This window comes from Salmonella sp. SA15303 (assembly GCF_029962125.1).
In the GTDB taxonomy this organism is placed as follows: Bacteria; Pseudomonadota; Gammaproteobacteria; order Enterobacterales; family Enterobacteriaceae; genus Salmonella; species Salmonella enterica.
On record NZ_CP123924.1, the window covers coordinates 3,893,431 to 3,917,981 of the forward strand.

At 54.1% G+C, this 24,551-nt stretch carries 20 protein-coding genes and 1 riboswitch; of the genes, 14 read left to right on the plus strand and 6 right to left on the minus strand.

Annotated features, from left to right (window positions below; genetic code table 11):
• Window positions 1-2 precede the first annotated feature (2 nt).
• Together ilvI and leuO are read right to left on the minus strand one after the other, a co-directional pair.
• Window positions 3-1,727: an acetolactate synthase 3 large subunit gene (gene ilvI, locus QEN31_RS19250; RefSeq protein ID WP_000425604.1), complete on the minus strand. Its 1,725-nt coding sequence runs from the start codon at window positions 1,725-1,727 to the stop codon at window positions 3-5.
• 321 nt (window positions 1,728-2,048) lie between these two features.
• Entirely contained in the window at window positions 2,049-2,993 is a 945-nt protein-coding gene (gene leuO / locus QEN31_RS19255) for a transcriptional regulator LeuO (RefSeq protein ID WP_001115420.1), read from the minus strand.
• Window positions 2,994-3,649: 656 nt separating this feature from the next.
• On the opposite strand from leuO, the gene leuL reads away from it, so the two are divergent.
• The 5 genes from leuL to leuD all read left to right on the plus strand — a co-directional run bounded on the left by leuL (window position 3,650) and on the right by leuD (window position 8,505).
• Window positions 3,650-3,736, plus strand: a complete 87-nt coding sequence (gene leuL, locus QEN31_RS19260; protein ID WP_001575587.1) for a leu operon leader peptide — start codon at window positions 3,650-3,652, stop codon at window positions 3,734-3,736.
• An 87-nt stretch (window positions 3,737-3,823) separates the two neighbouring features.
• A complete protein-coding gene (gene leuA, locus QEN31_RS19265) occupies window positions 3,824-5,395 on the plus strand; it encodes a 2-isopropylmalate synthase (RefSeq protein WP_000082819.1) in 1,572 nt (523 codons plus the stop codon).
• Window positions 5,395-6,486 (plus strand): 3-isopropylmalate dehydrogenase, encoded by a 1,092-nt coding sequence (gene leuB / locus QEN31_RS19270; protein ID WP_000042325.1) that lies wholly within the window; start codon window positions 5,395-5,397, stop codon window positions 6,484-6,486. The genes leuA and leuB overlap by 1 nt, the downstream gene beginning before the upstream one ends.
• Before the next feature lie 2 nt (window positions 6,487-6,488).
• A complete protein-coding gene (gene leuC, locus QEN31_RS19275; protein WP_001140629.1) occupies window positions 6,489-7,889 on the plus strand; it encodes a 3-isopropylmalate dehydratase large subunit in 1,401 nt (466 codons plus the stop codon).
• Between the two features lie 10 nt (window positions 7,890-7,899).
• Complete coding sequence (gene leuD, locus QEN31_RS19280; protein WP_000818267.1) at window positions 7,900-8,505, plus strand: 3-isopropylmalate dehydratase small subunit; 606 nt, start codon at window positions 7,900-7,902, stop codon at window positions 8,503-8,505.
• Window positions 8,506-8,840: 335 nt separating this feature from the next.
• On the opposite strand, the gene sgrT is transcribed toward leuD, so the two are convergent.
• On the minus strand, window positions 8,841-8,963 hold the full coding sequence (gene sgrT, locus QEN31_RS19285) for a glucose uptake inhibitor SgrT (protein WP_001248755.1): 123 nt from the start codon (window positions 8,961-8,963) through the stop codon (window positions 8,841-8,843).
• Between the two features lie 92 nt (window positions 8,964-9,055).
• Here sgrT and sgrR point away from each other — a divergent pair, with 92 nt between their 5' ends.
• The 4 genes from sgrR (at window position 9,056) to thiQ (ending at window position 14,152) form a co-directional block, all read left to right on the plus strand.
• Window positions 9,056-10,714 carry an HTH-type transcriptional regulator SgrR gene (sgrR, locus tag QEN31_RS19290; RefSeq protein WP_001139040.1) on the plus strand — a complete coding sequence of 553 codons (1,659 nt, stop codon included), beginning with the start codon at window positions 9,056-9,058 and terminating at the stop codon, window positions 10,712-10,714.
• A 46-nt stretch (window positions 10,715-10,760) separates the two neighbouring features.
• Window positions 10,761-10,860, plus strand: a riboswitch (TPP riboswitch).
• A gap of 31 nt (window positions 10,861-10,891) precedes the next feature.
• Window positions 10,892-11,875 (plus strand): thiamine ABC transporter substrate binding subunit, encoded by a 984-nt coding sequence (gene thiB / locus QEN31_RS19295; protein ID WP_000915326.1) that lies wholly within the window; start codon window positions 10,892-10,894, stop codon window positions 11,873-11,875.
• The gene (thiP, locus tag QEN31_RS19300; protein ID WP_000235634.1) at window positions 11,851-13,461 is read left to right on the plus strand and encodes a thiamine/thiamine pyrophosphate ABC transporter permease ThiP; all 1,611 of its coding nucleotides are present in this window, start codon (window positions 11,851-11,853) and stop codon (window positions 13,459-13,461) included. Before thiB ends, thiP begins: the two co-directional genes overlap by 25 nt.
• Window positions 13,445-14,152 carry a thiamine ABC transporter ATP-binding protein ThiQ gene (thiQ, locus tag QEN31_RS19305; RefSeq protein ID WP_000915965.1) on the plus strand — a complete coding sequence of 236 codons (708 nt, stop codon included), beginning with the start codon at window positions 13,445-13,447 and terminating at the stop codon, window positions 14,150-14,152. Before thiP ends, thiQ begins: the two co-directional genes overlap by 17 nt.
• A gap of 38 nt (window positions 14,153-14,190) precedes the next feature.
• Here the strand turns inward: thiQ and QEN31_RS19310 are convergent, their stop codons facing one another.
• Window positions 14,191-14,958: a DedA family protein gene (locus QEN31_RS19310; RefSeq protein ID WP_001148369.1), complete on the minus strand. Its 768-nt coding sequence runs from the start codon at window positions 14,956-14,958 to the stop codon at window positions 14,191-14,193.
• Between the two features lie 118 nt (window positions 14,959-15,076).
• Window positions 15,077-15,922 carry an arabinose operon transcriptional regulator AraC gene (gene araC, locus QEN31_RS19315; protein WP_000852387.1) on the minus strand — a complete coding sequence of 282 codons (846 nt, stop codon included), beginning with the start codon at window positions 15,920-15,922 and terminating at the stop codon, window positions 15,077-15,079.
• A 340-nt stretch (window positions 15,923-16,262) separates the two neighbouring features.
• On the opposite strand from araC, the gene araB reads away from it, so the two are divergent.
• From araB to araD, 3 genes are all read left to right on the plus strand, one after another.
• Window positions 16,263-17,972 carry a ribulokinase gene (gene araB / locus QEN31_RS19320; protein ID WP_000951802.1) on the plus strand — a complete coding sequence of 570 codons (1,710 nt, stop codon included), beginning with the start codon at window positions 16,263-16,265 and terminating at the stop codon, window positions 17,970-17,972.
• Between the two features lie 10 nt (window positions 17,973-17,982).
• Window positions 17,983-19,485, plus strand: coding sequence for an L-arabinose isomerase (araA, locus tag QEN31_RS19325; RefSeq protein ID WP_000151691.1), 1,503 nt, complete (start codon window positions 17,983-17,985; stop codon window positions 19,483-19,485).
• A gap of 140 nt (window positions 19,486-19,625) precedes the next feature.
• Entirely contained in the window at window positions 19,626-20,321 is a 696-nt protein-coding gene (gene araD, locus QEN31_RS19330) for an L-ribulose-5-phosphate 4-epimerase (protein WP_000888683.1), read from the plus strand.
• Window positions 20,322-20,326: 5 nt separating this feature from the next.
• On the opposite strand, the gene QEN31_RS19335 is transcribed toward araD, so the two are convergent.
• On the minus strand, window positions 20,327-20,746 hold the full coding sequence (locus QEN31_RS19335) for a DUF4751 family protein (protein ID WP_001103147.1): 420 nt from the start codon (window positions 20,744-20,746) through the stop codon (window positions 20,327-20,329).
• 718 nt (window positions 20,747-21,464) lie between these two features.
• On the opposite strand from QEN31_RS19335, the gene QEN31_RS19340 reads away from it, so the two are divergent.
• Window positions 21,465-22,085, plus strand: a complete 621-nt coding sequence (locus QEN31_RS19340; RefSeq protein WP_000877512.1) for a YdcF family protein — start codon at window positions 21,465-21,467, stop codon at window positions 22,083-22,085.
• Window positions 22,086-22,128: 43 nt separating this feature from the next.
• On the plus strand, window positions 22,129-24,480 hold the full coding sequence (polB, locus tag QEN31_RS19345) for a DNA polymerase II (protein ID WP_000035723.1): 2,352 nt from the start codon (window positions 22,129-22,131) through the stop codon (window positions 24,478-24,480).
• Window positions 24,481-24,551 lie beyond the last annotated feature (71 nt).

Consider the following 24,551-nt stretch of genomic DNA (forward strand, 5'->3'; position numbering starts at 1 on the left):
CATCAGGTCCTCTCCGTTTTGCTTAACCACATTTCGTCCATCCCGCCCCCGCGAATCTGCATCGGATAGACATGCTCGCTGCCATCAACGGTGACATCGACGAACACCAGTCGGTTATTACGCACATGCTCAAGGGCTTCGCTGAGTTTACTTTCCAGCTCATCCGGACGGTTAATCTGCAGCCCGACATGGCCATATGCTTCCGCCAGGCGCACAAAATCCGGTAACGACTGCATATAAGACTGAGAATGGCGACCGGAATAGATCATATCCTGCCACTGTTTCACCATCCCCAGATAACGGTTGTTCAGGTTCAAAACCAGTACCGGCAGTTCATACTGTAAGGCTGTCGACAGCTCCTGAATGTTCATCTGTATACTGCCATCGCCGGTCACGCAGACCACCATTTCTTTCGGCAGGGCCATTTTAACGCCCAGCGCAGCCGGTAGGCCAAAACCCATCGTGCCGAGCCCGCCGGAATTAATCCAGCGACGTGGCTTATCGAACGGGTAATAGAGGGCGGCAAACATCTGGTGTTGTCCTACATCGGACGTCACGTACGCATCGCCCTTCGTCAGACGCCAGAGGGTTTCAATCACCGCCTGGGGTTTAATGCTTTCGCTTTCCGCGTCATATTTCAGGCACTGACGGGCGCGCCAGCTCTCTATCTGCTGCCACCAGTCGCGAATATCATCCTGCGGCTGAGACGGCGCATCCTGCGCCAGTAGCTCCAGCATTTGTTCCAGTACCAGGCGGGCATCGCCCACCACCGGGATATCAGCGTTAACCGTTTTGGATATGGACGTCGGGTCAATGTCGATGTGTAATACCGTCGCGTTCGGACAATATTTAGCGAGATTATTCGTCGTGCGGTCGTCAAATCGTACGCCAACAGCGAAAATCACGTCGGCGTTATGCATGGTCATATTGGCTTCATAAGTGCCATGCATTCCCAGCATTCCTAACGACTGGCGATGAGTAGCAGGAAACGCGCCCAGTCCCATTAATGAAGAGACCACCGGCAGGTTAAAGGTTTCAATGATGTGGCGCAACGGCGCATAGCAGGCCGCGCTTATCGCCCCTCCCCCAACGTAGACCACCGGCTTTTTTGCCGACGCCAGCGTTTGCAAGGCACGCTTAATTTGTCCTTTATGTCCTGATGTTGTGGGATTGTAAGAGCGCATACTGACCGTCTCCGGCCAGGCATACGGCATTTTTTTCGCCGGATTCAAAATATCTTTCGGCAAATCCACGACCACCGGCCCAGGACGTCCGCTTGCCGCCAGCCAGAAGGCCTTTTTAAGCACCAGGGGAATATCTTCCGTCTGTTTGACCAGGAAGCTATGTTTGACCACCGGTCGGGAAATCCCCACCATGTCGCACTCCTGAAAGGCATCATAGCCAATCAATGAGGTGGCGACCTGGCCGGAAAGAATCACCAGCGGAATGGAATCCATATAGGCCGTAGCAATCCCGGTAATCGCATTGGTCGCTCCCGGTCCGGAAGTCACCAGCACCACGCCAACGTCGCCAGTGGCTCGCGCCAGGCCATCCGCCATATGCACCGCGGCCTGCTCATGACGCACCAGCACATGATCGATCCCTCCAACGGTATGTAGCGCATCATAAATATCAAGCACTGCGCCTCCAGGATAGCCGAACACCTGCTTTACGCCTTGATCGATAAGCGATCGGACGACCATCTCGGCTCCAGACAACATTTCCACGGCTTGCCTCCACTTTATACCTGTCATCACGGTTTGACGGACACCTTAACCGCTCGCTATCACGCCTGGCAATTGGGTGGAATGACGTAAAGATGGGGAAGGTTAGAATAATCAGGAGGCAAGAAGAGAAGAAATGGAGAAATACTCCGTCTGAATCACACCTGGTAATAAATAATCGCTTATAAATGCAGACTTACAGCAATTCATCTATTTTTCACAGCGACGAAAAGCATCGCTCACCGTTAATTCAGCATAAAATTTTTGATATACGCTAAAAAGCAGAATAAACCAGAATTTGTTTCTGATTTATTCTGCCCGGTTTTATCGCTTACAAACAGAGACTAATAAATCTTCCATCCATTGATGCCCTTTATCACGCCCAGCCGCTTCATGCCAGGAAAGGTAGCATGTCCGGCTATTCAGTTTTAAAGGCAACGGCAATATTTGCAGATCCAGCGATTCCGCAAACTCTTCCGCCAGCCAGCGCGGGGCAATAGCGACCAAATGCGTCTGCGAAACCACGTTCAGAACGCTGATAAGCGCCATGCCCTGATAAGCCACGCTCGACTGTTTATCCGGCGTGTCATACCACGGCTGACTAAATGACGCATAACGATCGAGGGAAACAACCGCATGTTGTTCATTATAAACATCGCCTTCCAGTAGCGGGCCGCTAATACGCGGGTGTTTTCGGCTGGCGACTAAAACCATTTCATCTTTAAATAGCGGTACGCTGGTAAACTCAGGACGACGGAATTCTTCATAACTAATAACGAACTCGGTTTCCTGATAGCGTAACTGATGCTCAGTATTCTGATTCAACGACGCTTTAAAAACGACATGAATATTTGGCGCAATTTTTTCTACACGATTATAAATCTGTGACGTCAGGATATTATCCAGCGGACTGCACACGCAAAGATTGAATACACGTTCGCTGCTGGTCGGCTCAAACCCCGATCCCGGCAATTCATTTTGCACCAATTGCAACGCCTGACGGACTGAACCAAATAACTGAAATGCACGGGCAGTCGGCTGAATTCCTCGTCCATATCGAACAAAAAGTTCGTCATTAAACATAACCTTCAGACGCGCTACGGCGTTACTGACCGCAGGCTGCGACATTCCCAGCGTGTGGGCGGCGCGCGTAATATTCTGCTCTTGCATTACCGCATCGAACACGGTCAATAGGTTCAAATCAACCATGCGAAGCTGTGGTTTGCCCATATCTAAAAGATGCGGCTTTTCGGTTTTGACCTCTGGCATATTTAACTCCACTGTCACGCTTAACTCCCTTTTTCTGGCTGAAGGCAGAAATAATTCCTGAAAATATGATTTACCATGCATATAAAATAAGAAAAAGGGAAAGCGTTAAAATTCGGAAAACATAAAGACGCTGACAGAGACAAATAGAATGCCAGCGCAAGCGTAATGTGTCCTGAGTCACACCATTGCGATTCATAATGTTTAAATTACGCAAGCAATATAACCATAACTATGGCGAATACACAATCATACACCAAGTGAATGATCATTTAAGTTTCAATTAAATGTTTATATTATTAATAGCTAAAAAGTTAACATTAATTTATCAATAACTTTATCCTTATCCATTAAGCAAACAAGGTTATTTGTTAAAATATAAAACAAATCAAAAAGATAAACCAAACCTTTAGCATACCTTTAACAGGCCATTCCCCTAACCAATTTGCAAACAAAAATGCCTAAATATTTCAAACAATGAAAAGTATGAATGTCCACTCGTTCTTTTATCCTTTATTGGACGCGCAGCCCAGCACAATTAGCTAAAGTACGTATCCGGATATCGTCAACAAAATGCAATGGCGACAGAAAATAGAGTTGACATTAAACGGCATATCCAGTACCACTAAAAGCATAACGCATTCGCTGGAGCTGAATTAATGTCACATATCGTTCGTTTCACTGGGCTACTACTACTCAACGCATTTATTGTGCGCGGTAGACCGGTGGGCGGCATTCAACATTAAGTCAGCTCGAAGTCAAACAAAACCCGCGCCGTTGCGCGGGTTTTTTTATGCCTGACGCAAGGCGCCCCTGGAGACAAGGACCACATCATGAGCCAGCAAGTCATTATTTTTGATACGACCTTACGCGACGGCGAACAAGCGTTACAGGCCAGCCTGAGCGCGAAAGAGAAGCTGCAGATTGCCCTGGCCCTTGAGCGCATGGGTGTTGATGTCATGGAAGTAGGCTTCCCGGTCTCTTCTCCGGGTGATTTTGAATCCGTCCAAACCATCGCCCGCACCATTAAAAACAGCCGCGTTTGCGCCCTGGCGCGTTGTGTAGAAAAAGACATCGACGTCGCGGCACAGGCGCTGAAGGTCGCCGACGCGTTTCGCATCCATACTTTTATCGCCACCTCGCCAATGCACATCGCCACCAAGCTGCGCAGCACGCTGGATGAGGTTATCGAACGCGCGGTATACATGGTTAAGCGGGCGCGTAATTACACTGATGACGTAGAGTTCTCCTGCGAAGATGCTGGCCGGACGCCTGTTGACGATCTGGCGCGCGTGGTGGAAGCCGCTATAAACGCCGGCGCGAGAACCATTAATATTCCCGATACCGTGGGCTATACCATGCCGTTTGAGTTTGCGGGAATCATTTCCGGCCTGTATGAACGTGTCCCCAATATCGACAAAGCTATCATCTCCGTTCATACCCACGACGATTTAGGGATAGCAGTAGGCAACTCGCTGGCGGCAGTACATGCGGGCGCGCGTCAGGTTGAAGGCGCGATGAACGGTATCGGAGAACGTGCCGGTAACTGCGCACTGGAAGAAGTGATCATGGCGATTAAAGTGCGCAAAGACATCATGAACGTACACACCAACATCAATCACCACGAAATCTGGCGCACCAGCCAGACCGTCAGCCAGATCTGTAACATGCCGATCCCAGCCAACAAAGCGATTGTCGGCAGCGGCGCTTTCGCCCACTCTTCCGGCATCCACCAGGATGGCGTCCTCAAGAACCGCGAAAACTATGAAATCATGACGCCAGAGTCCATCGGTCTGAACCAGATACAGCTGAACCTGACCTCCCGCTCTGGCCGTGCCGCCGTGAAACATCGCATGGAAGAGATGGGTTACAAGGACACAGACTACAACATGGACCACCTGTACGACGCGTTCCTGAAGCTGGCGGATAAAAAAGGCCAGGTGTTCGACTATGACCTGGAAGCGCTGGCGTTTATTAATAAACAGCAAGAAGAACCAGAGCATTTCCGTCTGGATTACTTCAGCGTGCAGTCCGGCTCCAGCGATATCGCCACCGCTTCCGTGAAGCTGGCCTGTGGTGAAGAGATCAAGGCCGAAGCGGCGAACGGCAACGGTCCGGTCGACGCCATCTATCAGGCGATTAACCGCATCACTGGCTACGACGTTGAGTTGGTTAAATACGACCTGAACGCCAAAGGCCAGGGCAAAGACGCGCTGGGTCAGGTCGATATCGTCGTGAACCATCATGGTCGCCGCTTCCACGGCGTCGGGCTGGCGACGGATATCGTCGAATCCTCCGCCAAAGCGATGGTGCACGTACTGAACAATATCTGGCGCGCCGCCGAAGTTGAAAAAGAATTGCAACGCAAAGCTCAAAATAAAGAGAACAACAAGGAAACCGTGTAATGTCGAAGAACTATCATATTGCCGTACTGCCGGGCGACGGTATCGGCCCGGAAGTCATGGCGCAAGCCCTGAAAGTTATGGATGCGGTACGCAGCCGTTTTGATATGCGTATAACCACCAGCCACTATGACGTCGGCGGTATTGCTATCGACAATCATGGTCATCCACTGCCGAAAGCCACCGTTGAAGGGTGCGAGCAGGCGGATGCCATTCTGTTTGGCTCCGTCGGCGGCCCGAAATGGGAAAATTTGCCCCCGGAAAGCCAGCCGGAGCGCGGCGCCCTGCTGCCGCTGCGCAAACATTTCAAATTATTCAGTAACCTGCGTCCGGCGAAACTGTATCAGGGACTGGAAGCATTTTGCCCGTTGCGCGCCGATATCGCCGCTAACGGTTTCGATATCCTGTGCGTGCGCGAGCTGACCGGCGGGATCTATTTCGGACAGCCAAAAGGCCGTGAAGGCAGCGGTCAGTACGAAAAAGCCTTTGATACCGAAGTTTATCACCGCTTTGAGATCGAGCGCATTGCCCGTATCGCCTTTGAATCGGCGCGTAAACGCCGCCGTAAAGTCACCTCTATTGATAAAGCCAACGTACTGCAAAGCTCTATCCTGTGGCGTGAAATCGTCAATGATGTCGCGAAAACGTATCCCGATGTGGAACTCGCGCACATGTATATCGATAACGCCACCATGCAGTTGATTAAAGACCCGTCGCAGTTTGACGTACTGCTGTGCTCTAACCTGTTCGGCGACATTCTGTCCGACGAATGCGCCATGATCACCGGCTCAATGGGGATGTTGCCCTCCGCCAGCCTGAACGAGCAAGGGTTTGGCCTGTATGAACCGGCTGGCGGCTCCGCGCCGGATATCGCCGGGAAAAATATCGCCAACCCAATTGCGCAGATCCTGTCACTGGCGCTGCTGCTGCGCTACAGCCTGGATGCCAACGATGCGGCAACGGCCATTGAACAGGCGATCAATCGCGCATTAGAAGAGGGCGTTCGCACCGGCGATTTAGCCAGGGGCGCTGCCGCAGTCAGTACCGATGAGATGGGCGATATTATCGCCCGCTATGTCGCAGAAGGGGTGTAATCATGGCCAAAACGTTATACGAAAAATTATTTGATGCCCACGTGGTCTTTGAGGCGCCAAACGAAACGCCGCTGCTGTACATCGACCGCCACCTGGTGCATGAAGTCACCTCTCCGCAGGCGTTTGACGGTCTGCGCGCGCACCATCGTCCGGTACGTCAGCCAGGGAAAACCTTCGCTACGATGGATCACAACGTCTCGACGCAGACTAAAGACATTAATGCTTCCGGTGAAATGGCGCGTATCCAGATGCAGGAGCTGATTAAGAACTGTAACGAGTTCGGCGTCGAGCTGTATGACCTGAATCACCCATATCAGGGCATCGTCCATGTGATGGGGCCGGAACAGGGCGTCACCCTGCCGGGCATGACCATCGTCTGCGGCGACTCCCACACCGCCACCCACGGCGCGTTTGGTGCGCTGGCCTTCGGCATCGGCACTTCTGAGGTAGAACATGTACTGGCGACGCAAACCCTGAAACAGGGACGCGCTAAAACCATGAAGATTGAAGTCACGGGCAACGCCGCGCCGGGCATTACCGCCAAAGACATCGTGCTGGCGATCATCGGTAAAACCGGTAGCGCCGGCGGCACCGGACACGTGGTTGAATTTTGCGGCGACGCTATCCGCGCGCTGAGTATGGAAGGCCGCATGACGCTGTGCAATATGGCGATTGAGATGGGCGCCAAAGCCGGTCTGGTCGCCCCGGATGAAACCACTTTCAACTACGTAAAAGGGCGTTTGCACGCGCCGAAGGGCCGCGATTTTGACGAAGCCGTCGAGTACTGGAAAACGCTGAAAACCGATGACGGCGCGACCTTTGATACTGTCGTCGCCCTGCGAGCAGAAGAGATCGCGCCGCAGGTGACCTGGGGCACGAATCCGGGCCAGGTGATTTCCGTCACCGACATCATCCCCGATCCCGCCTCCTTTAGCGATCCGGTTGAGCGCGCCAGCGCCGAAAAAGCGCTGGCTTATATGGGCTTACAGCCGGGCGTACCGTTAACGGACGTTGCTATCGATAAAGTCTTTATCGGCTCTTGTACCAATTCACGCATTGAAGATTTGCGCGCGGCGGCGGAAGTCGCCAAAGGGCGCAAAGTTGCGCCGGGCGTGCAGGCGCTGGTGGTGCCGGGTTCAGGTCCGGTGAAAGCGCAGGCGGAAGCGGAAGGTCTGGACAAGATCTTTATCGAAGCAGGATTTGAATGGCGCTTACCGGGCTGTTCCATGTGCCTGGCCATGAATAACGACCGCCTGAACCCGGGCGAGCGCTGCGCCTCCACCAGCAACCGTAACTTTGAAGGTCGTCAGGGCCGCGGGGGTCGCACGCATTTAGTCAGCCCGGCGATGGCCGCCGCTGCCGCCGTTACCGGCCACTTCGCCGACATTCGCAGCATCAAATAAGGAAACTACCATGGCAGAGAAATTTACCCAGCATACCGGCCTGGTTGTCCCACTGGATGCCGCCAACGTCGATACCGATGCAATTATCCCTAAACAGTTTTTGCAGAAGGTTACGCGCACCGGTTTTGGCGCCCATCTGTTTAACGACTGGCGTTTCCTGGACGAAAAGGGCCAACAGCCAAATCCGGAATTCGTGTTGAACTTTCCGGAATATCAAGGCGCGTCGATACTGTTGGCGCGGGAAAACTTTGGCTGCGGCTCGTCACGCGAGCACGCGCCGTGGGCGTTGACCGATTACGGCTTTAAAGTGGTGATCGCGCCAAGCTTCGCCGACATCTTCTACGGCAACAGTTTCAATAATCAACTGCTGCCGGTAACCCTGAGCGACGCACAGGTCGATGAGCTGTTTGCCCTGGTGAAAGCCAATCCGGGCATTAAATTTGAAGTGGATCTGGAAGCACAGGTGGTGAAAGCAGGCGATAAAACCTACAGCTTTAAAATCGACGACTTCCGCCGCCACTGCATGTTGAACGGTCTGGACAGCATTGGGCTGACGCTGCAGCACGAAGACGCGATTGCCGCCTACGAAAATAAACAACCGGCATTTATGCGGTAACCCTTGACGCCTTACCGGGCCTACAGGTTATGCAATATCACCCGGTTGCCATTATATTCTGTAGGCCTGATAAGCGTAGCGCCATCAAGCTCCGGGTTACTCATCAGTCGCTCATGCCGGGGATATTCCGGCATTTTTTATACGATTTTTACTCGCCCGGTCACCACCTGCGTGACCACAGAAACCGCCGTATAAATCCCGTTGAAACGCCGTCCCATCATCGTCATCCAGAAACAGCCGAAATAAAAAAAGCCAGCAGATATTATCTGCTGGCGGGTGATTTTAGGCTATCGCCTACACCAATACTCAGTCACACATGATGTCTGCAATTGGCTTCAATCGGTCGCCTCCCACTGCATCAGTTCCGCGAGCATTTTTAAGCGCTGCGGTGCGCTCAGGCAAGCCAGCCAGGACGTTTTTTCCGTCGCGGCAAAATATCTCAACCAGAACTGGCGCATAGTGACCTCTTCCTCTTGCTTCATCGAAAGATATTATTGGCCTAATATAGGGATAATAAAATTGCTGAGTTTTTCATCGGAGTTCCCCTTTTATGCCCTCAGGTCGCCTGCAACAACAATTTATCCGTCTCTGGCAATGTTGTGACGGTAAAACGCAAGACACCACGCTTAATGAGCTGGCGGATCTGCTGAACTGTTCGCGTCGCCATATGCGTACGCTGCTAAATACGATGCAGGCGCGCGGTTGGCTAACATGGGAAGCCGAGGTTGGACGCGGAAAGCGTTCGCGTCTGACGTTCCTGTATACCGGACTGGCGCTGCAACAGCAGCGGGCGGAAGACCTGCTGGAACAAGATCGAATCGATCAACTGGTACAACTGGTCGGCGATAAAAGCGCTGTCAGGCAAATGCTGATTTCCCATCTGGGACGCAGCTTCCGCCAGGGGCGGCATATTCTGCGGGTTCTTTACTATCGTCCGATGCACAATCTTCTGCCGGGAACCGCATTACGTCGCTCGGAAACTCATATTGCCCGGCAAATTTTCAGTTCGCTCACGCGGGTAAATGAGGAAAACGGGGAACTGGAAGCGGACATTGCGCACCACTGGCAGCAAATTTCCCCTTTACTGTGGCGCTTCTACCTGCGCCCCGGCATTCATTTTCATCATGGCCGCGAGCTGGAGATGGAAGATGTCATCTCCTCGCTGACGCGTATCAATACGCTTCCGCTTTACTCGCACATCACAAAGATAGACTCCCCTACCGCGTGGACGCTGGATATTCATCTTTCCCAGCCGGATCGCTGGTTGCCGTGGCTGCTGGGCCAGGTCCCGGCGATGATTTTGCCGCGGGAGTGGGAAACGCTGGCTAATTTCGCCAGCCACCCTATCGGCACCGGGCCTTATGCCGTGCGGCGTAATACGCCAAACCAGCTCAAGATACTCGCCTTTGATGATTACTTCGGCTATCGGGCGTTGATAGACGAAGTGAACGTCTGGGTACTGCCGGATATCAGTGAAGAACCGGCCTGCGGCTTGATGCTGGAAGGGCCGATACAAGGCGGTGAAAAAGCGATAGAAAGCCGACTGGAAGAGGGGTGCTATTACCTGCTATTCGACGCCAGAACGCCGCGCGGCGCACATCCGCAGGTCAGAGAATGGGTAAGCCACGTCCTCTCCCCCACCAATTTACTCTATCATGCCGATGAACCGCTACAGCAGCTCTGGTTCCCGGCCTATGGGCTTTTACCGCGCTGGCATCACGCCCGTCCAGGCCCGGGCGAAAAACCCGCCGGGCTGGAAACCCTCACGCTGACCTTCTATCGCGAACACATTGAGCACCGGGTTATCGCCCGTATCATGAGCGCGCTTCTGGCTGAACATCAGGTGCATCTGCATATTCAGGAGATCGACTACGATCAATGGCACGCCGGCGAGATCGAAAGCGATATCTGGCTCAATAGCGCTAACTTTACGCTGCCGCTGGATTTCTCGCTGTTCGCGCACTTGTGCGAAGTACCGCTCTTGCAGAACTGCATTCCGCGCGACTGGCAGGGCGACGCCGCGCAGTGGCGCGCTGGCGAGATGAACCTGGCGAACTGGTGCCAGCAACTGCTGGCCAACAAAGCGATTGTGCCGTTGATCCACCACTGGCTGATTATCCAGGGACAGCGCAGTATGCGCGGGCTGCGCATGAATACCCTCGGCTGGTTTGATTTTAAATCGGCGTGGTTTGCGCCGCCAGATCCTTAACGCCAGCTCTTGATTGCTGCCCGGCAACAAAATCACTACACTAACGCCGAACTCAACGGGGTGCCGCGCTCATGCGCGCGCTGAGAAAATACCCGTCGAACCTGATCCGGATAATGCCGGCGAAGGGATTTGAGGCTACCTCTCAAGTCCTTTGCCACTCTTTAACTGAGGTGCAAAGTGTTAAAAAAATATCTTCCACTTTTACTCCTGTGCGCGGCGCCTGCTTTCGCCAAACCCGTTCTCACCGTCTATACCTACGACTCGTTCGCCGCCGACTGGGGGCCAGGCCCGGCGGTGAAAAAAGCGTTTGAAGCCGATTGCAACTGCGAGCTGAAACTGGTGGCGCTGGAGGATGGCGTTTCGCTGCTCAACCGCCTGCGGATGGAGGGGAAGAACAGCAAAGCCGATGTGGTGTTGGGGCTGGACAACAATCTGCTGGAAGCGGCCACGCAAACTAAACTCTTTGCCAAAAGCGGCGTGGCGAATGAAGCGGTCAAGGTGCCCGGCGGCTGGAAAAACGACACATTTGTGCCATTCGATTACGGCTATTTCGCCTTTGTCTACGATAAAAGCAAGCTGAAAAATCCGCCGAAAAGCCTGAAAGAACTGGTCGAGAGCGATCAAAAATGGCGGGTGATTTATCAGGACCCACGTACCAGTACGCCAGGGCTGGGGCTGTTACTGTGGATGCGCAAAGTCTATGGCGATAACGCGCCGCAGGCCTGGCAAAAACTGGCGGCCAAAACGGTGACGGTGACGAAAGGCTGGAGCGAGGCCTACGGTTTATTTCTGAAAGGTGAAAGCGATTTGGTGCTCAGTTACACCACCTCTCCGGCGTATCACATTATTGAAGAGAAGAAGGACAATTACGCCGCCGCGAACTTCAGCGAAGGCCATTACTTACAGGTAGAAGTCGCGGCGCGTACCGTCGCCAGTAAGCAGCCGGAACTGGCGGAGAAATTCCTCAAATTTATGGTTTCTCCGGCGTTTCAGAACGCCATACCCACCGGCAACTGGATGTACCCGGTAGCGGACGTCGCCTTACCCGCAGGGTTTGAATCATTGGCCAAACCCGCCACAACGCTGGAATTCACGCCGCAACAAGTGGCAGCACAACGCCAGGCATGGATTAGCGAATGGCAACGCGCCGTCAGCCGTTAATTCCCGGCTGGCTGATTCCGGGGCTGTGCGCCGCCGCGCTGATGATAACCGTCTCGCTGGCGGCCTTTCTGGCGCTTTGGCTGAATGCGCCGTCGGGCGCGTGGTCGACAATCTGGCGGGATAGCTACCTGTGGCATGTGGTGCGCTTCTCATTCTGGCAGGCGTTTCTGTCCGCAGTGCTGTCTGTGGTCCCGGCGGTTTTTCTCGCCCGCGCGCTTTATCGACGCCGTTTTCCTGGACGTCTGGCGCTGCTGCGTCTGTGCGCCATGACGCTGATTCTGCCGGTACTGGTTGCCGTGTTCGGCATTCTTAGCGTGTATGGCCGTCAGGGCTGGCTGGCCTCGCTGTGGCAGATGCTGGGGCTTCAGTGGACATTCTCCCCCTACGGCTTGCAGGGCATTTTACTGGCGCACGTCTTTTTTAACCTGCCAATGGCGAGCCGTTTGTTGCTGCAATCTTTGGAAAGCATTCCCGGCGAGCAGCGCCAGCTCGCCGCCCAGCTCGGTATGCGCGGCTGGCATTTTTTCCGTTTTGTCGAATGGCCGTGGCTGCGCCGCCAAATTCCGCCTGTCGCGGCGCTGATTTTTATGCTCTGCTTCGCCAGTTTCGCAACGGTTCTGTCGCTCGGCGGCGGCCCGCAGGCCACCACTATCGAACTGGCTATCTTTCAGGCGCTCAGTTATGACTACGATCCCGCCCGCGCGGCGATGCTGGCATTAATCCAGATGGTCTGCTGCCTGGCGCTGGTACTGCTAAGCCAACGGTTGAGCAAAGCGATTGCGCCGGGGATGACGCTGACGCAGGGCTGGCGCGATCCTGACGATCGTCTCCACAGCCGTCTGACGGACGCCTTATTAATCGTGCTGGCGCTGCTGCTGCTGCTTCCGCCGCTGGTCGCCGTGGTGGTCGATGGCGTCAACCGCAGCCTGCCGGAGGTGCTGGCGCAACCCATTCTGTGGCAGGCTGTCTGGACATCGCTACGCATTGCGCTGGCGGCGGGCGTTCTGTGTGTGGTGCTGACCATGATGCTGCTGTGGAGTAGCCGCGAGCTACGCCAACGCCAGCAACTATTCGCCGGACAAACGCTGGAACTCAGCGGAATGTTGATCCTCGCGATGCCGGGGATCGTGCTGGCGACAGGCTTCTTTTTACTGCTCAATAACAGCGTTGGCTTACCGGAATCCGCCGACGGCATCGTGATTTTCACCAATGCGCTGATGGCAATCCCCTACGCGCTAAAAGTCCTGGAAAACCCAATGCGCGATATTACCGCCCGTTATGGAATGCTGTGCCAGTCATTAGGAATTGAAGGCTGGTCGCGGTTAAAGATCGTGGAACTGCGGGCGCTGAAACGTCCGCTGGCGCAGGCGCTGGCGTTTGCCTGCGTACTTTCTATCGGTGATTTTGGCGTCGTCGCGCTTTTCGGCAATGACAATTTCCGCACGCTGCCGTTTTATCTGTATCAGCAGATCGGCTCCTACCGCAGCCAGGACGGCGCAGTGACCGCGCTGATACTGCTGCTGCTCTGCTTTACGTTATTTACCCTCATAGAGAAACTACCGGGCCGACATGCTAAAACTGATTGATATCACCTGGCTTTACCATCATTTGCCGATGCGTTTTACGCTGGCGGTAGAACGCGGCGAGCAGGTGGCGATTCTTGGCCCCAGCGGCGCGGGGAAAAGCACGTTGTTGAATTTAATTGCCGGTTTTCTTGCGCCTGCCAGCGGTACGCTACTGATTGCCGGCGACGATCATACGCTTACGCCGCCCTCACGCCGTCCGGTCTCAATGCTGTTTCAGGAGAATAATTTATTCAGCCACCTGAATGTGCAGCAAAATATCGGTCTGGGGCTAAACCCTGGGTTAACGCTCAACGCCAGCCAGCGGGAAAAACGGGACGCTATCGCACATCAGATGGGCATTGAGAGTCTGATGACGCGTTTACCGGGCGAACTGTCCGGCGGCCAGCGTCAGCGGGTAGCGCTGGCGCGCTGCCTGGTACGCGAACAGCCGGTACTGCTGCTGGATGAACCGTTCTCCGCGCTCGATCCCGCGCTGCGCCAGGAGATGCTGACGTTGGTCAGCGATATCTGCCGCGAGCGACAGCTCACGCTGTTGATGGTCTCGCACAGCGTGGAAGATGCGGCGCGAATTGCGCCCCGGTCAATCGTCGTGGCCGACGGGCGTATCGCGTGGCAAGGCAAAACAGACGAGCTACTAAGCGGTCAAGCCAGCGCCTCAGCGCTATTGGGCATCAAATCCCATATTTTGTAGGCCGGATAAGGCGAAGCTGCCATCCGGCAAAGGAATCGTTAGTAACCCACAACTTTGCGCAGAATATCGATATATACCGGCATCAGCGGGTGGCGAACCAGCACCACCAGCGCGACCACGCCGATCCCGAGCGTCAACGGCGCCAGATACAGCAAACGGCTGCGGGGGAAATACGCGGTTAAACGATCGACTGCCGCTTTGCCGCTGCGCCACAGCCGCCAGCATAGCCAGCCTCCGACCCACAGCAGCAACGCCGTCGCCAGCAGCAGCCATTTGAAATCTCCGCTCTGCATATCGGAAGGAATATCGATTGCCGCTCCCGCCAGAATGCCCGGCAGGAAATAAAACGGCGGCCACAGCAAACAGCCAATCAAGTTCGGCCCAATAAATTTCGCCACGGGAAGATCCAGCATCCCTGCCACCATCGGCACCAGCGGCCTCGTCGGACCGACAAAACGTCCGACCAGGATCGTGAACATACTGTGCTGATGCAGCGCGTGTTCGGTTTTATCCAGCAGCGACTTGTTCTTTTTCATAAAAGACCAGCGGTGTAGCGGCTTTTTAAAGCGCCACCCCAGCCAGAACGAAATCCAGTCGCCCATCAGACAGCCGATAATACCCACCAGCCAGGCATGCCAAAAATTGAGCTCGCCGCTGCCGATAAGCGCGCCCAGCCCCGCCATCAGTACCGTGCCGGGTAAAATCAACCCCACCAGCGCCAGCGATTCCAGGAAGGCGACCAGCAACACGGCGATGAGCGAATACAGAGTGGATTGGGTGATAAAGTGTTCCAGCAGTGCTTGCATAGTGTGTCCGTCAGCGTGATGAAGCAGGGATTCTGCTTACCCCGTCCCCCTTCGTCAAGCCGTCAATTATCCGAATAGTTACGGCTTATGACATCTTTGTGGACACATCATTCACTTTTTATTCACATCCGGCCCTGAACTCGCTAGGACTTGCCCCGGTGCATTTTTTAAATACCCGCGAAAAATAGAGCTGATCGTCAAATCCAACATTGCGCCCAACGGTCGCTATCGGCATTCGCGTAGTGCTAAGCAGAAGTTTCGCCTGGCTGATACGCTGATCTTCGCGCCAGCTCAATACGCTAATGCCTAACTGCTGGCGGAACAGATGTGATAACCGGGAGGGCGACAGGCAGACATGCTGGGCGACGCTGGCGATATCAAAATGGCTGTCCGCCAGATGGTCGCTGATATACTGGCAGGCATCGCGCACACGGCTATCCATCGGCGGGTGCAACGACTCATTAATTACCGCCATACGTCTGAGCAACAACTGCTCCAGCAGATTGATCGCCAGTAGCTCAGAATAGCGACCTTCCCCTTGCCCGGCGCTGATGATCTGCCCGAACAGTTCGCTGAAATGCGGCTGGCGCGCCTCGTCCGGGCGGAAAAATCCTGTCTGGGCAAAGATTGTCGGCCAGGTCAGCCACTCCTGCCAGTAGGCGCGAGGCCGGAAATAAACCCACTGGTGATACCACTCGCTGGCGTCCGGATGCCGTCCATAGTGATGAATCTCGCCCGGCGGAAACAATAATATATCGCCAGGCCGACAGACAAACTGCTCGCCATTATTATTAATGACGCCCTCTCCGCGGATGGTCAGGTTAAGAATATATCCCTTCATGCCCAACGGACGATCGATAAAAAAATCCAGATATCCATTCGCTTCAATTGGCGTCAGCCCGGCGACCAGATGGGCATTAAATGAATATCCCGGCAATAGCGGATCATTTTGCGTTTCAGCCATGATTTCTCTACCCCCCGATGTTCAGAGAAGAAACAAATTGTCCATATCGACCAGGACGACAGAGCTTCCGTCTCCGCAAGACTTTGCGCTTGATGAAAGCACGTATCAACCCCGCTTGTGAAAAGCGCTTTGTAACAAAAGCGTACAGTTCAGGCGATAAAATTAAGTAACAGAAGTGTCTATAACTATGGCTGGAATGTCCACATTGAATATTTGCACAGCGTCACACTTTGCAAAGCATTAGCATTTTTGTCCATAAGATTAGCGGATCCTGCCTGACGGTTTTTGCCGCGACTCTCTACTGTTTCTCCATACCTGTTTTTCTGGATGGAGTAAGACGATGGCAATTGCAATTGGCCTCGATTTTGGCAGTGATTCAGTGCGCGCTCTGGCAGTGGACTGCGCCACCGGCGACGAGATCGCCACCAGCATAGAGTGGTATCCGCGCTGGCAAGAAGGCCGTTATTGCGACGGCCCGAACAACCAGTTCCGTCATCATCCGCGCGACTACATGGAGTCAATGGAGGCCGCGCTGAAAGCCGTTCTGGCACAATTAAGCGCCGCGCAACGCGCAAATGTCGTTGGCATTGGCGTTGACAGCACCGGCTCTACGCCAGCGCCGATTGACGCCGACGGTAACGTCCTGGCGCTGCGTCCAGAGTTCGCCGAGAACCCGAATGCGATGTTTGTGCTGTGGAAAGATCACACCGCCGTGGAAGAGGCCGACGAAATCACTCGTCTGTGCCATAAGCCAGGCAAGGTCGACTACTCCCGCTATATTGGCGGCATTTACTCCAGCGAATGGTTCTGGGCGAAGATTCTGCACGTCACCCGGCAGGATAGCGCCGTCGCGCAGGCCGCCGTCTCGTGGATTGAGCTGTGCGACTGGGTGCCGGCGCTGCTTTCCGGCACCACTCGCCCGCAGGATATCCGCCGTGGCCGCTGCAGCGCCGGGCACAAAACGCTGTGGCATGAAAGCTGGGGCGGTCTGCCGCCCGCGAGCTTCTTTGATGAACTCGATCCGTGCATTAACCGTCATCTGCGCTACCCGTTATTTAGCGAAACCTTCACCGCCGATCTGCCCGTGGGCACCCTGTGCGCCGAATGGGCGCAGCGCCTCGACTTGCCGGAAAGCGTAGTGATTTCCGGCGGCGCGTTCGACTGTCACATGGGCGCGGTCGGCGCGGGCGCACAGCCCAATACGCTGGTGAAAGTCATCGGCACGTCTACCTGCGACATTCTGATTGCGGATAAACAGAGCGTCGGGGATCGCGCCGTGAAAGGCATTTGCGGTCAGGTTGACGGCAGCGTGGTGCCGAACTTTATCGGTCTGGAAGCGGGGCAATCTGCTTTCGGCGATATCTACGCCTGGTTTAGCCGCGTGTTGAGCTGGCCGCTGGAGCAACTTGCCGCGCAGCACCCGGAACTGAAACCCCAGATTAACGCCAGCCAGAAGCAGCTACTGCCAGCGCTCACCGACGCCTGGGCGAAAAATCCGTCCCTGGATCACCTGCCGGTGGTGCTCGACTGGTTTAACGGTCGCCGCACGCCAAACGCTAATCAGCGTCTGAAAGGCGTCATTACCGATCTCAATCTCGCCACCGACGCGCCAGCGCTGTTTGGCGGTCTGGTCGCTTCGACCGCCTTCGGCGCGCGCGCCATTCAGGAGTGTTTTACCGATCAGGGTATCGCGGTCAATAACGTGATGGCGCTTGGCGGCATCGCCCGTAAAAATCAGGTCATTATGCAGGTCTGCTGCGACGTACTGAATCGTCCGTTGCAGATCGTCGCTTCCGACCAGTGTTGCGCATTAGGCGCCGCTATCTTTGCCGCCGTCGCTGCGAAAGTCCATGCCGACATTCCAGCCGCCCAGCAAAGCATGGCGAGCGCGGTAGAACGCACTCTGCGCCCCCACCCTGAACAGGCGCAACGCTTCGAACAGCTTTACCGCCGCTACCAGCAGTGGGCGCTAAGCGCAGAACAACATTATCTTCCGACTGCCGCGCCGGCGCCAACGACCCCGGCCAATCAGGCAATCCTGACTCATTAAGGACACGACAATGACGATTTTTGATAATTATGAAGTATGGTTTGTGATTGGCAGCCAGCATTTGTATGGCGCAGAAACCCTGCGTCAGGTCACCCAACATGCCGAGCATGTGGTCAACGCGCTGAATACCGAAGCCAAACTGCCATGTAAACTGGTATTAAAACCGCTGGGCACCTCGCCGGATGAGATTACCGCCATTTGTCGTGACGCCAATTATGACGATCGCTGCGCAGGGCTGGTGGTCTGGCTGCACACCTTCTCCCCGGCCAAAATGTGGATCAACGGGCTGAGTATCCTTAACAAACCACTACTGCAATTCCATACCCAATTTAACGCCGCCCTGCCGTGGGACAGCATTGATATGGACTTTATGAACCTGAACCAGACTGCGCACGGCGGTCGTGAGTTCGGTTTTATCGGCGCGCGGATGCGCCAGCAGCACGCGGTCGTCACCGGTCACTGGCAGGATAAAGAGGCCCATACGCGTATCGGTGCCTGGATGCGCCAGGCGGTCTCTAAACAGGATACCCGCCAGCTAAAAGTCTGCCGCTTCGGCGACAATATGCGTGAAGTCGCAGTGACTGACGGTGATAAAGTGGCCGCGCAAATCAAATTTGGCTTTTCGGTCAATACCTGGGCGGTCGGCGATCTGGTGCAGGTGGTGAATTCTATCGGCGACGGCGATATCAACGCTCTGATTGACGAGTATGAAAGCAGCTATACCCTGACGCCCGCCACCCAAATCCACGGCGATAAACGCCAGAACGTGCGGGAGGCGGCGCGTATTGAACTCGGTATGAAGCGTTTCCTGGAACAGGGCGGCTTCCACGCATTCACTACTACCTTTGAAGATTTACACGGTCTGAAACAGCTTCCGGGTCTGGCCGTACAGCGTCTGATGCAGCAAGGCTACGGCTTTGCGGGCGAAGGCGACTGGAAAACCGCCGCTCTGCTTCGCATTATGAAAGTGATGTCAACCGGTCTGCAGGGCGGCACCTCATTTATGGAGGATTACACCTACCACTTCGAGAAAGGCAACGATCTGGTGCTCGGCTCGCACATGCTGGAAGTGTGTCCGTCCATCGCGGTGGAAGAGAAACCGATCCTCGACGTCCAGCACCTCGGCATTGGCGGCAAGGAAGATCCGGCGCGTTTGATTTTCAATACCCAAACCGGCCCGGCGATCGTCGCCAGCCTGATCGACCTCGGCGATCGTTATCGCCTGCTGGTCAACTGCATTGACACCGTAAAAACGCCGCACTCCCTGCCGAAACTGCCGGTGGCTAACGCGCTGTGGAAGGCGCAGCCGGATCTGCCGACCGCCTCCGAAGCGTGGATTCTGGCTGGCGGCGCGCACCATACCGTCTTCAGCCACGCGCTGGATCTGAACGATATGCGCCAGTTTGCAGAAATACACGATATCGAAATCGCGGTGATTGATAACGATACCCATCTGCCGGCCTTTAAGGACGCGCTGCGCTGGAACGAGGTGTATTACGGGTTCAAACGTTAATTGGTGAAACGGATTGCCCGGTGGCACTGCGTTTACCGGGCCTACGGTCCTGTAGGCCGAATAAGGCATTTATGTCGCCATCCGGCACACCGTCGCTCGTAGGCCGGATAAGCGAAGCGCCATCCGGCAGGGAGAAAACAATGTTAGAAGATCTCAAACGCCAGGTACTGGAAGCTAATCTGGCGCTGCCAAAACACAACCTGGTCACCCTTACCTGGGGTAACGTTAGCGCCGTCGATCGCGAACGCGGCGTACTGGTGATTAAGCCGTCCGGCGTCGATTATAGCGTCATGACCGCTGACGATATGGTGGTGGTCAGCCTGGAGAGCGGTGAAGTCGTTGAAGGTCATAAGAAACCGTCGTCCGATACGCCAACCCACCGTCTGTTGTACCAGGCATTTCCGACTATCGGCGGCATCGTACACACCCATTCGCGCCACGCGACTATCTGGGCGCAGGCGGGTCAGCCAATTCCGGCGACGGGAACCACCCATGCCGACTATTTCTACGGTACGATTCCCTGCACTCGCAAAATGACCGAGGCGGAAATTAATGGCGAGTATGAATGGGAAACGGGCAATGTCATTGTTGAAACCTTTGAAAAACAAGGCATTGACGCCGCTCAAATGCCCGGCGTGCTTGTCCATTCGCACGGCCCGTTTGCCTGGGGTAAAAATGCCGAGGATGCAGTGCATAACGCCATCGTGCTGGAAGAAGTGGCCTATATGGGGATCTTCTGCCGCCAGCTTGCGCCGCAGTTGCCCGACATGCAGCAATCCCTGCTGGATAAACACTATCTACGCAAACACGGCGCAAAAGCCTATTACGGGCAGTAATGCCTCTAAAAACGCGTCCCATGGGGGGCGCGTTGATGAATCTGGTCGGTGATATATTCAGCAAATGCGCTTTGATAGACGTAATGATCAGAACTCACATATTCAATAATATTGTCATAATGTCCCTGCCACGCTTTTCCTTCCAGCGCATGGAAGAAAATATAATCTTCGATTGTTGACTGCCAGCGTTGCCCATTTAACAGATAGTTAATAATGGTATCCCGATGTCCGTTTTTTCTGTCGTGTCCTTGCCAGTGAAAAAAAGCATTGCCGTTTTCAATAATCTCGGTACGCCAAATCTGTTCTGTCCATGTTTTATACTCAAAAAATCGACTCACGGTTTTTATGGAAGGGTTAGCGCGTTGAGTATTGACGAAAAGATAACGGTCGTTCCCTACCAGACGCGCCTGCATACTCACATTCATAAAAGATCATTCCCGAATACCACAAATTTTGATAAAAACACCCGCACCCGAAAGTCAAAATAAAATTATATTCTAAAATAAAAATTAAATTATGCAGAGAGTTCCCGACGAATTCGCACTGTAATCCATTTTTATTTAACCATAGCGGCCAATTGGAATATTATATTTCTACCTGACGGTGCGGATGTTCCAAATGAAATTGTTACACTTTTCATTAATTAAAACAAACAAAAAATATCGCTTTTTTGTTAATCCGAGAAATAAGTAACAGATTCGAACAAGCGCCTTTCTGAAAAATACTTAATGTATGAAAACAGACTTGACACAAAACGGCTAATACATGGGTAAAAACTGTAAATAAAAATGATTCAAAATTAGCAGTTATAGGATAATTATATCTGCTGTCTACACCAGCATCATTATACCCTTCATACTTCGAGTTGCTTATGTGTTGGCTACGGATTACTCGGCCCATCCATGGGCCTTGCCCTGACGGGCCGTCGCACGCGACGTTCAAATCTGCTCCCGGCAGATTTGTCGCTCACCCCAGTCACATAGTTATCTATGCTCCTGGGGACTCACTCCCTTGCCGCCTTTAAGCAACTCGAATTATTTTGGGTATATATTGATAAATATACGTCAGCAAAAATATCTGACGCTAAAAGCCATTTTATCGTTAAAATATCCATTACACCCGTCACGGGGAACGAACTCATTCATGAAATATCGCTACATCATCAGAATCGCGGCAGGCATAATTCTCATTATGGCTACGGTGTTTATCCATAATGCCATCGCTATTTATCAGTTCAGTCAGCAAAACCAGACGCGCGTAGCTGACTGCGCGATTGTCGCAGGAGCAGGCGTTAGCGGAAAAACGCCTTCTCCCGTTTTTCAGGCCAGACTGGATCATGCCATCTGGCTTTACCAACAACACATTGTCCGCGCGTTGGTATTAACCGGCGGCTACGGCGCTGGCGCAACGGTTTCCGACGCGGCGATAGCCCGTCAATACGTTCTGGAAAAAGGGATTCCGGCTAAGGCAATTTTTATTGAAGAGCGCTCTACCGTGACGCGCGAAAATATTCGTTACGCAAAACAGATACTGCGACAACAACAATGGCGCACAGCGTTACTGGTCAGCGATCCGCTGCATATGCTGCGTCTGAAAACTATCGCTCAGGATAATGGTATCGATAGCCGCTCATCACCCACGCGATCCACCCGCTATAAATCCTGGTGGGCGCAAACCCGCTTCTTACTGCGAGAAACTTTTTATTACAGCGGATATCGGCTTTTACGTTATATGCCTGTACAAAATAACAGTATTACCCCCTAAAACAGGTTATAATTAGCGTGAATTTTTTAGACAGGTAATCATCGTGGCGCAGGCAGGTTTCATTTTAACCCGGCACTGGCGGGATACGCCGCAAGGGACGGAGGTCTCTTTCTGGCTGGCGACAGACAACGGCCCTGTGCAGGCAACGCTGGCGCCGCAAGAGTCCGTGGCGTTTATTCCGACCAGCCAGACCTCCCGCGCCGCCTCGCTGCTACAGGCGGAAAAAGACTATCGCCTGACGCCGCTCCAGCTGCGAGACTTTCATCGTCAGCCGGTATCCGGTCTGTATTGCCGCACTCACCGCCAGCTTATGCGGATGGAGAAACTGCTGCGCGAAAACGGCGTCACCGTTTATGAAGCGGATGTACGCCCGCCGGAACGTTACCTGATGGAGCGTTTTATTACGTCGCCCGTTTGGGTAGACGGCGAGATGCGCAACGGCGTTATCCGCAATGCGCGTCTTAAACCCCACTCCGACTATCGACCGCCGCTAAAATGGGTCTCGCTGGATATCGAAACCACGCGACACGGCGAACTGTATTGCATTGGTCTGGAAGGCTGCGGCCAGCGTACCGTTTATATGCTGGGCCCGGCGAATGGCGATGACCACCAACTGGACTTCGAGCTTGTGTATGTCGCCAGCCGCCCGCAGCTGCTGGAAAAACTCAACGCCTGGTTTGCCGAACATGATCCTGATGTCATCATCGGCTGGAACGTAGTGCAGTTCGACCTGCGTATGCTGCAAAAACATGCCGAACGCTACCGTATCCCTTTACGGCTGGGGCGAGACAATAGCGAACTGGAGTGGCGCGAACATGGCTTCAAAAACGGCGTTTTTTTCGCCCAGGCCAGAGGGCGAGTCATTATCGATGGTATCGACGCGCTTAAATCCGCGTTCTGGAATTTTTCGTCTTTTTCGCTGGAAGCCGTCTCGCAGGAACTGCTCGGCGAAGGAAAATCCATTGATAACCCCTGGGATCGTATGGATGAGATCGATCGCCGCTTTGCCCAGGATAAACCCGCCCTCGCCACCTACAACCTGAAAGACTGCGAGCTGGTCACGCGCATTTTCCATAAAACCGAGATCATGCCGTTTTTGCTGGAACGCGCGACGATCAACGGCCTGCCGGTCGATCGCCACGGCGGTTCGGTCGCCGCATTCGGGCATCTTTACTTTCCGCGAATGCACCGCGCCGGCTATGTCGCGCCCAATCTCGGCGAAGTGCCGCCGCTGGCAAGTCCCGGCGGCTACGTAATGGATTCACAACCCGGATTATACGATTCAGTACTGGTGCTGGATTATAAAAGCCTGTACCCGTCGATTATCCGCACGTTTTTGATTGATCCCGTCGGGCTGGTCGAAGGCATGGCGCAGCCGGATCCGGAACACAGTACCGAAGGTTTCCTTGACGCCTGGTTTTCACGAGAAAAGCACTGCCTGCCGGAAATTGTTAGCCAAATCTGGCACGGGCGCGATGAAGCCAAACGTCAGGGTAATAAACCGCTCTCGCAGGCGCTTAAAATCATTATGAACGCCTTTTATGGCGTACTCGGCACCACGGCCTGTCGCTTTTTCGATCCCCGTCTGGCGTCGTCAATCACCATGCGCGGTCATGCGATTATGCGCCAGACCAAAGCGCTGATTGAGGCGCAGGGTTATGACGTGATTTATGGCGATACCGATTCCACTTTCGTCTGGCTCCGGCGCGCGCATTCAGAAGCCGATGCGGCGGAAATCGGGCACAGGCTGGTGCGTCACGTGAACGAATGGTGGGCGCAGACGTTACAACAGCAAAATTTGACCAGCGCGCTGGAGCTGGAGTTTGAAACCCACTTTTGCCGTTTTCTGATGCCGACCATCCGCGGCGCGGATACTGGCAGTAAAAAACGCTACGCGGGCCTGATTCAGGAAGGCGACAGCCAGCGCATGGTATTTAAAGGTCTGGAAACGGTGCGGACCGACTGGACGCCGCTGGCGCAGCGCTTTCAACAGGAGCTGTATCTGCGTGTTTTTCGCAATGAACCTTATCAAGACTATGTGCGCGAGACTATCGATAAACTGATGGCGGGCGAACTGGACGCACAGCTGGTTTATCGTAAGCGTCTGCGTCGCCCTTTACATGAGTACCAACGTAACGTTCCGCCGCACGTTCGCGCCGCCCGGCTGGCGGATGAACAAAACCTGAAGCAGGGTCGTCCGGCGCAGTATCAGAATCGCGGCGCCATAAAATATGTCTGGACTGTTAACGGCCCCGAGCCCGTGGATTACCAGCAGTCGCCGCTGGATTACGAACACTATCTTACCCGCCAGCTACAACCCGTGGCGGAAGGAATTCTTCCCTTCGTTGAAGATAATTTTGCTACACTACTGACCGGGCAACTGGGGTTATTTTGACGCGTGACGAAAGCGCCGCCTTCCAGTACCATAGCGCCCTTTCCATTCCTGGACCTAATTAACGCCACTAC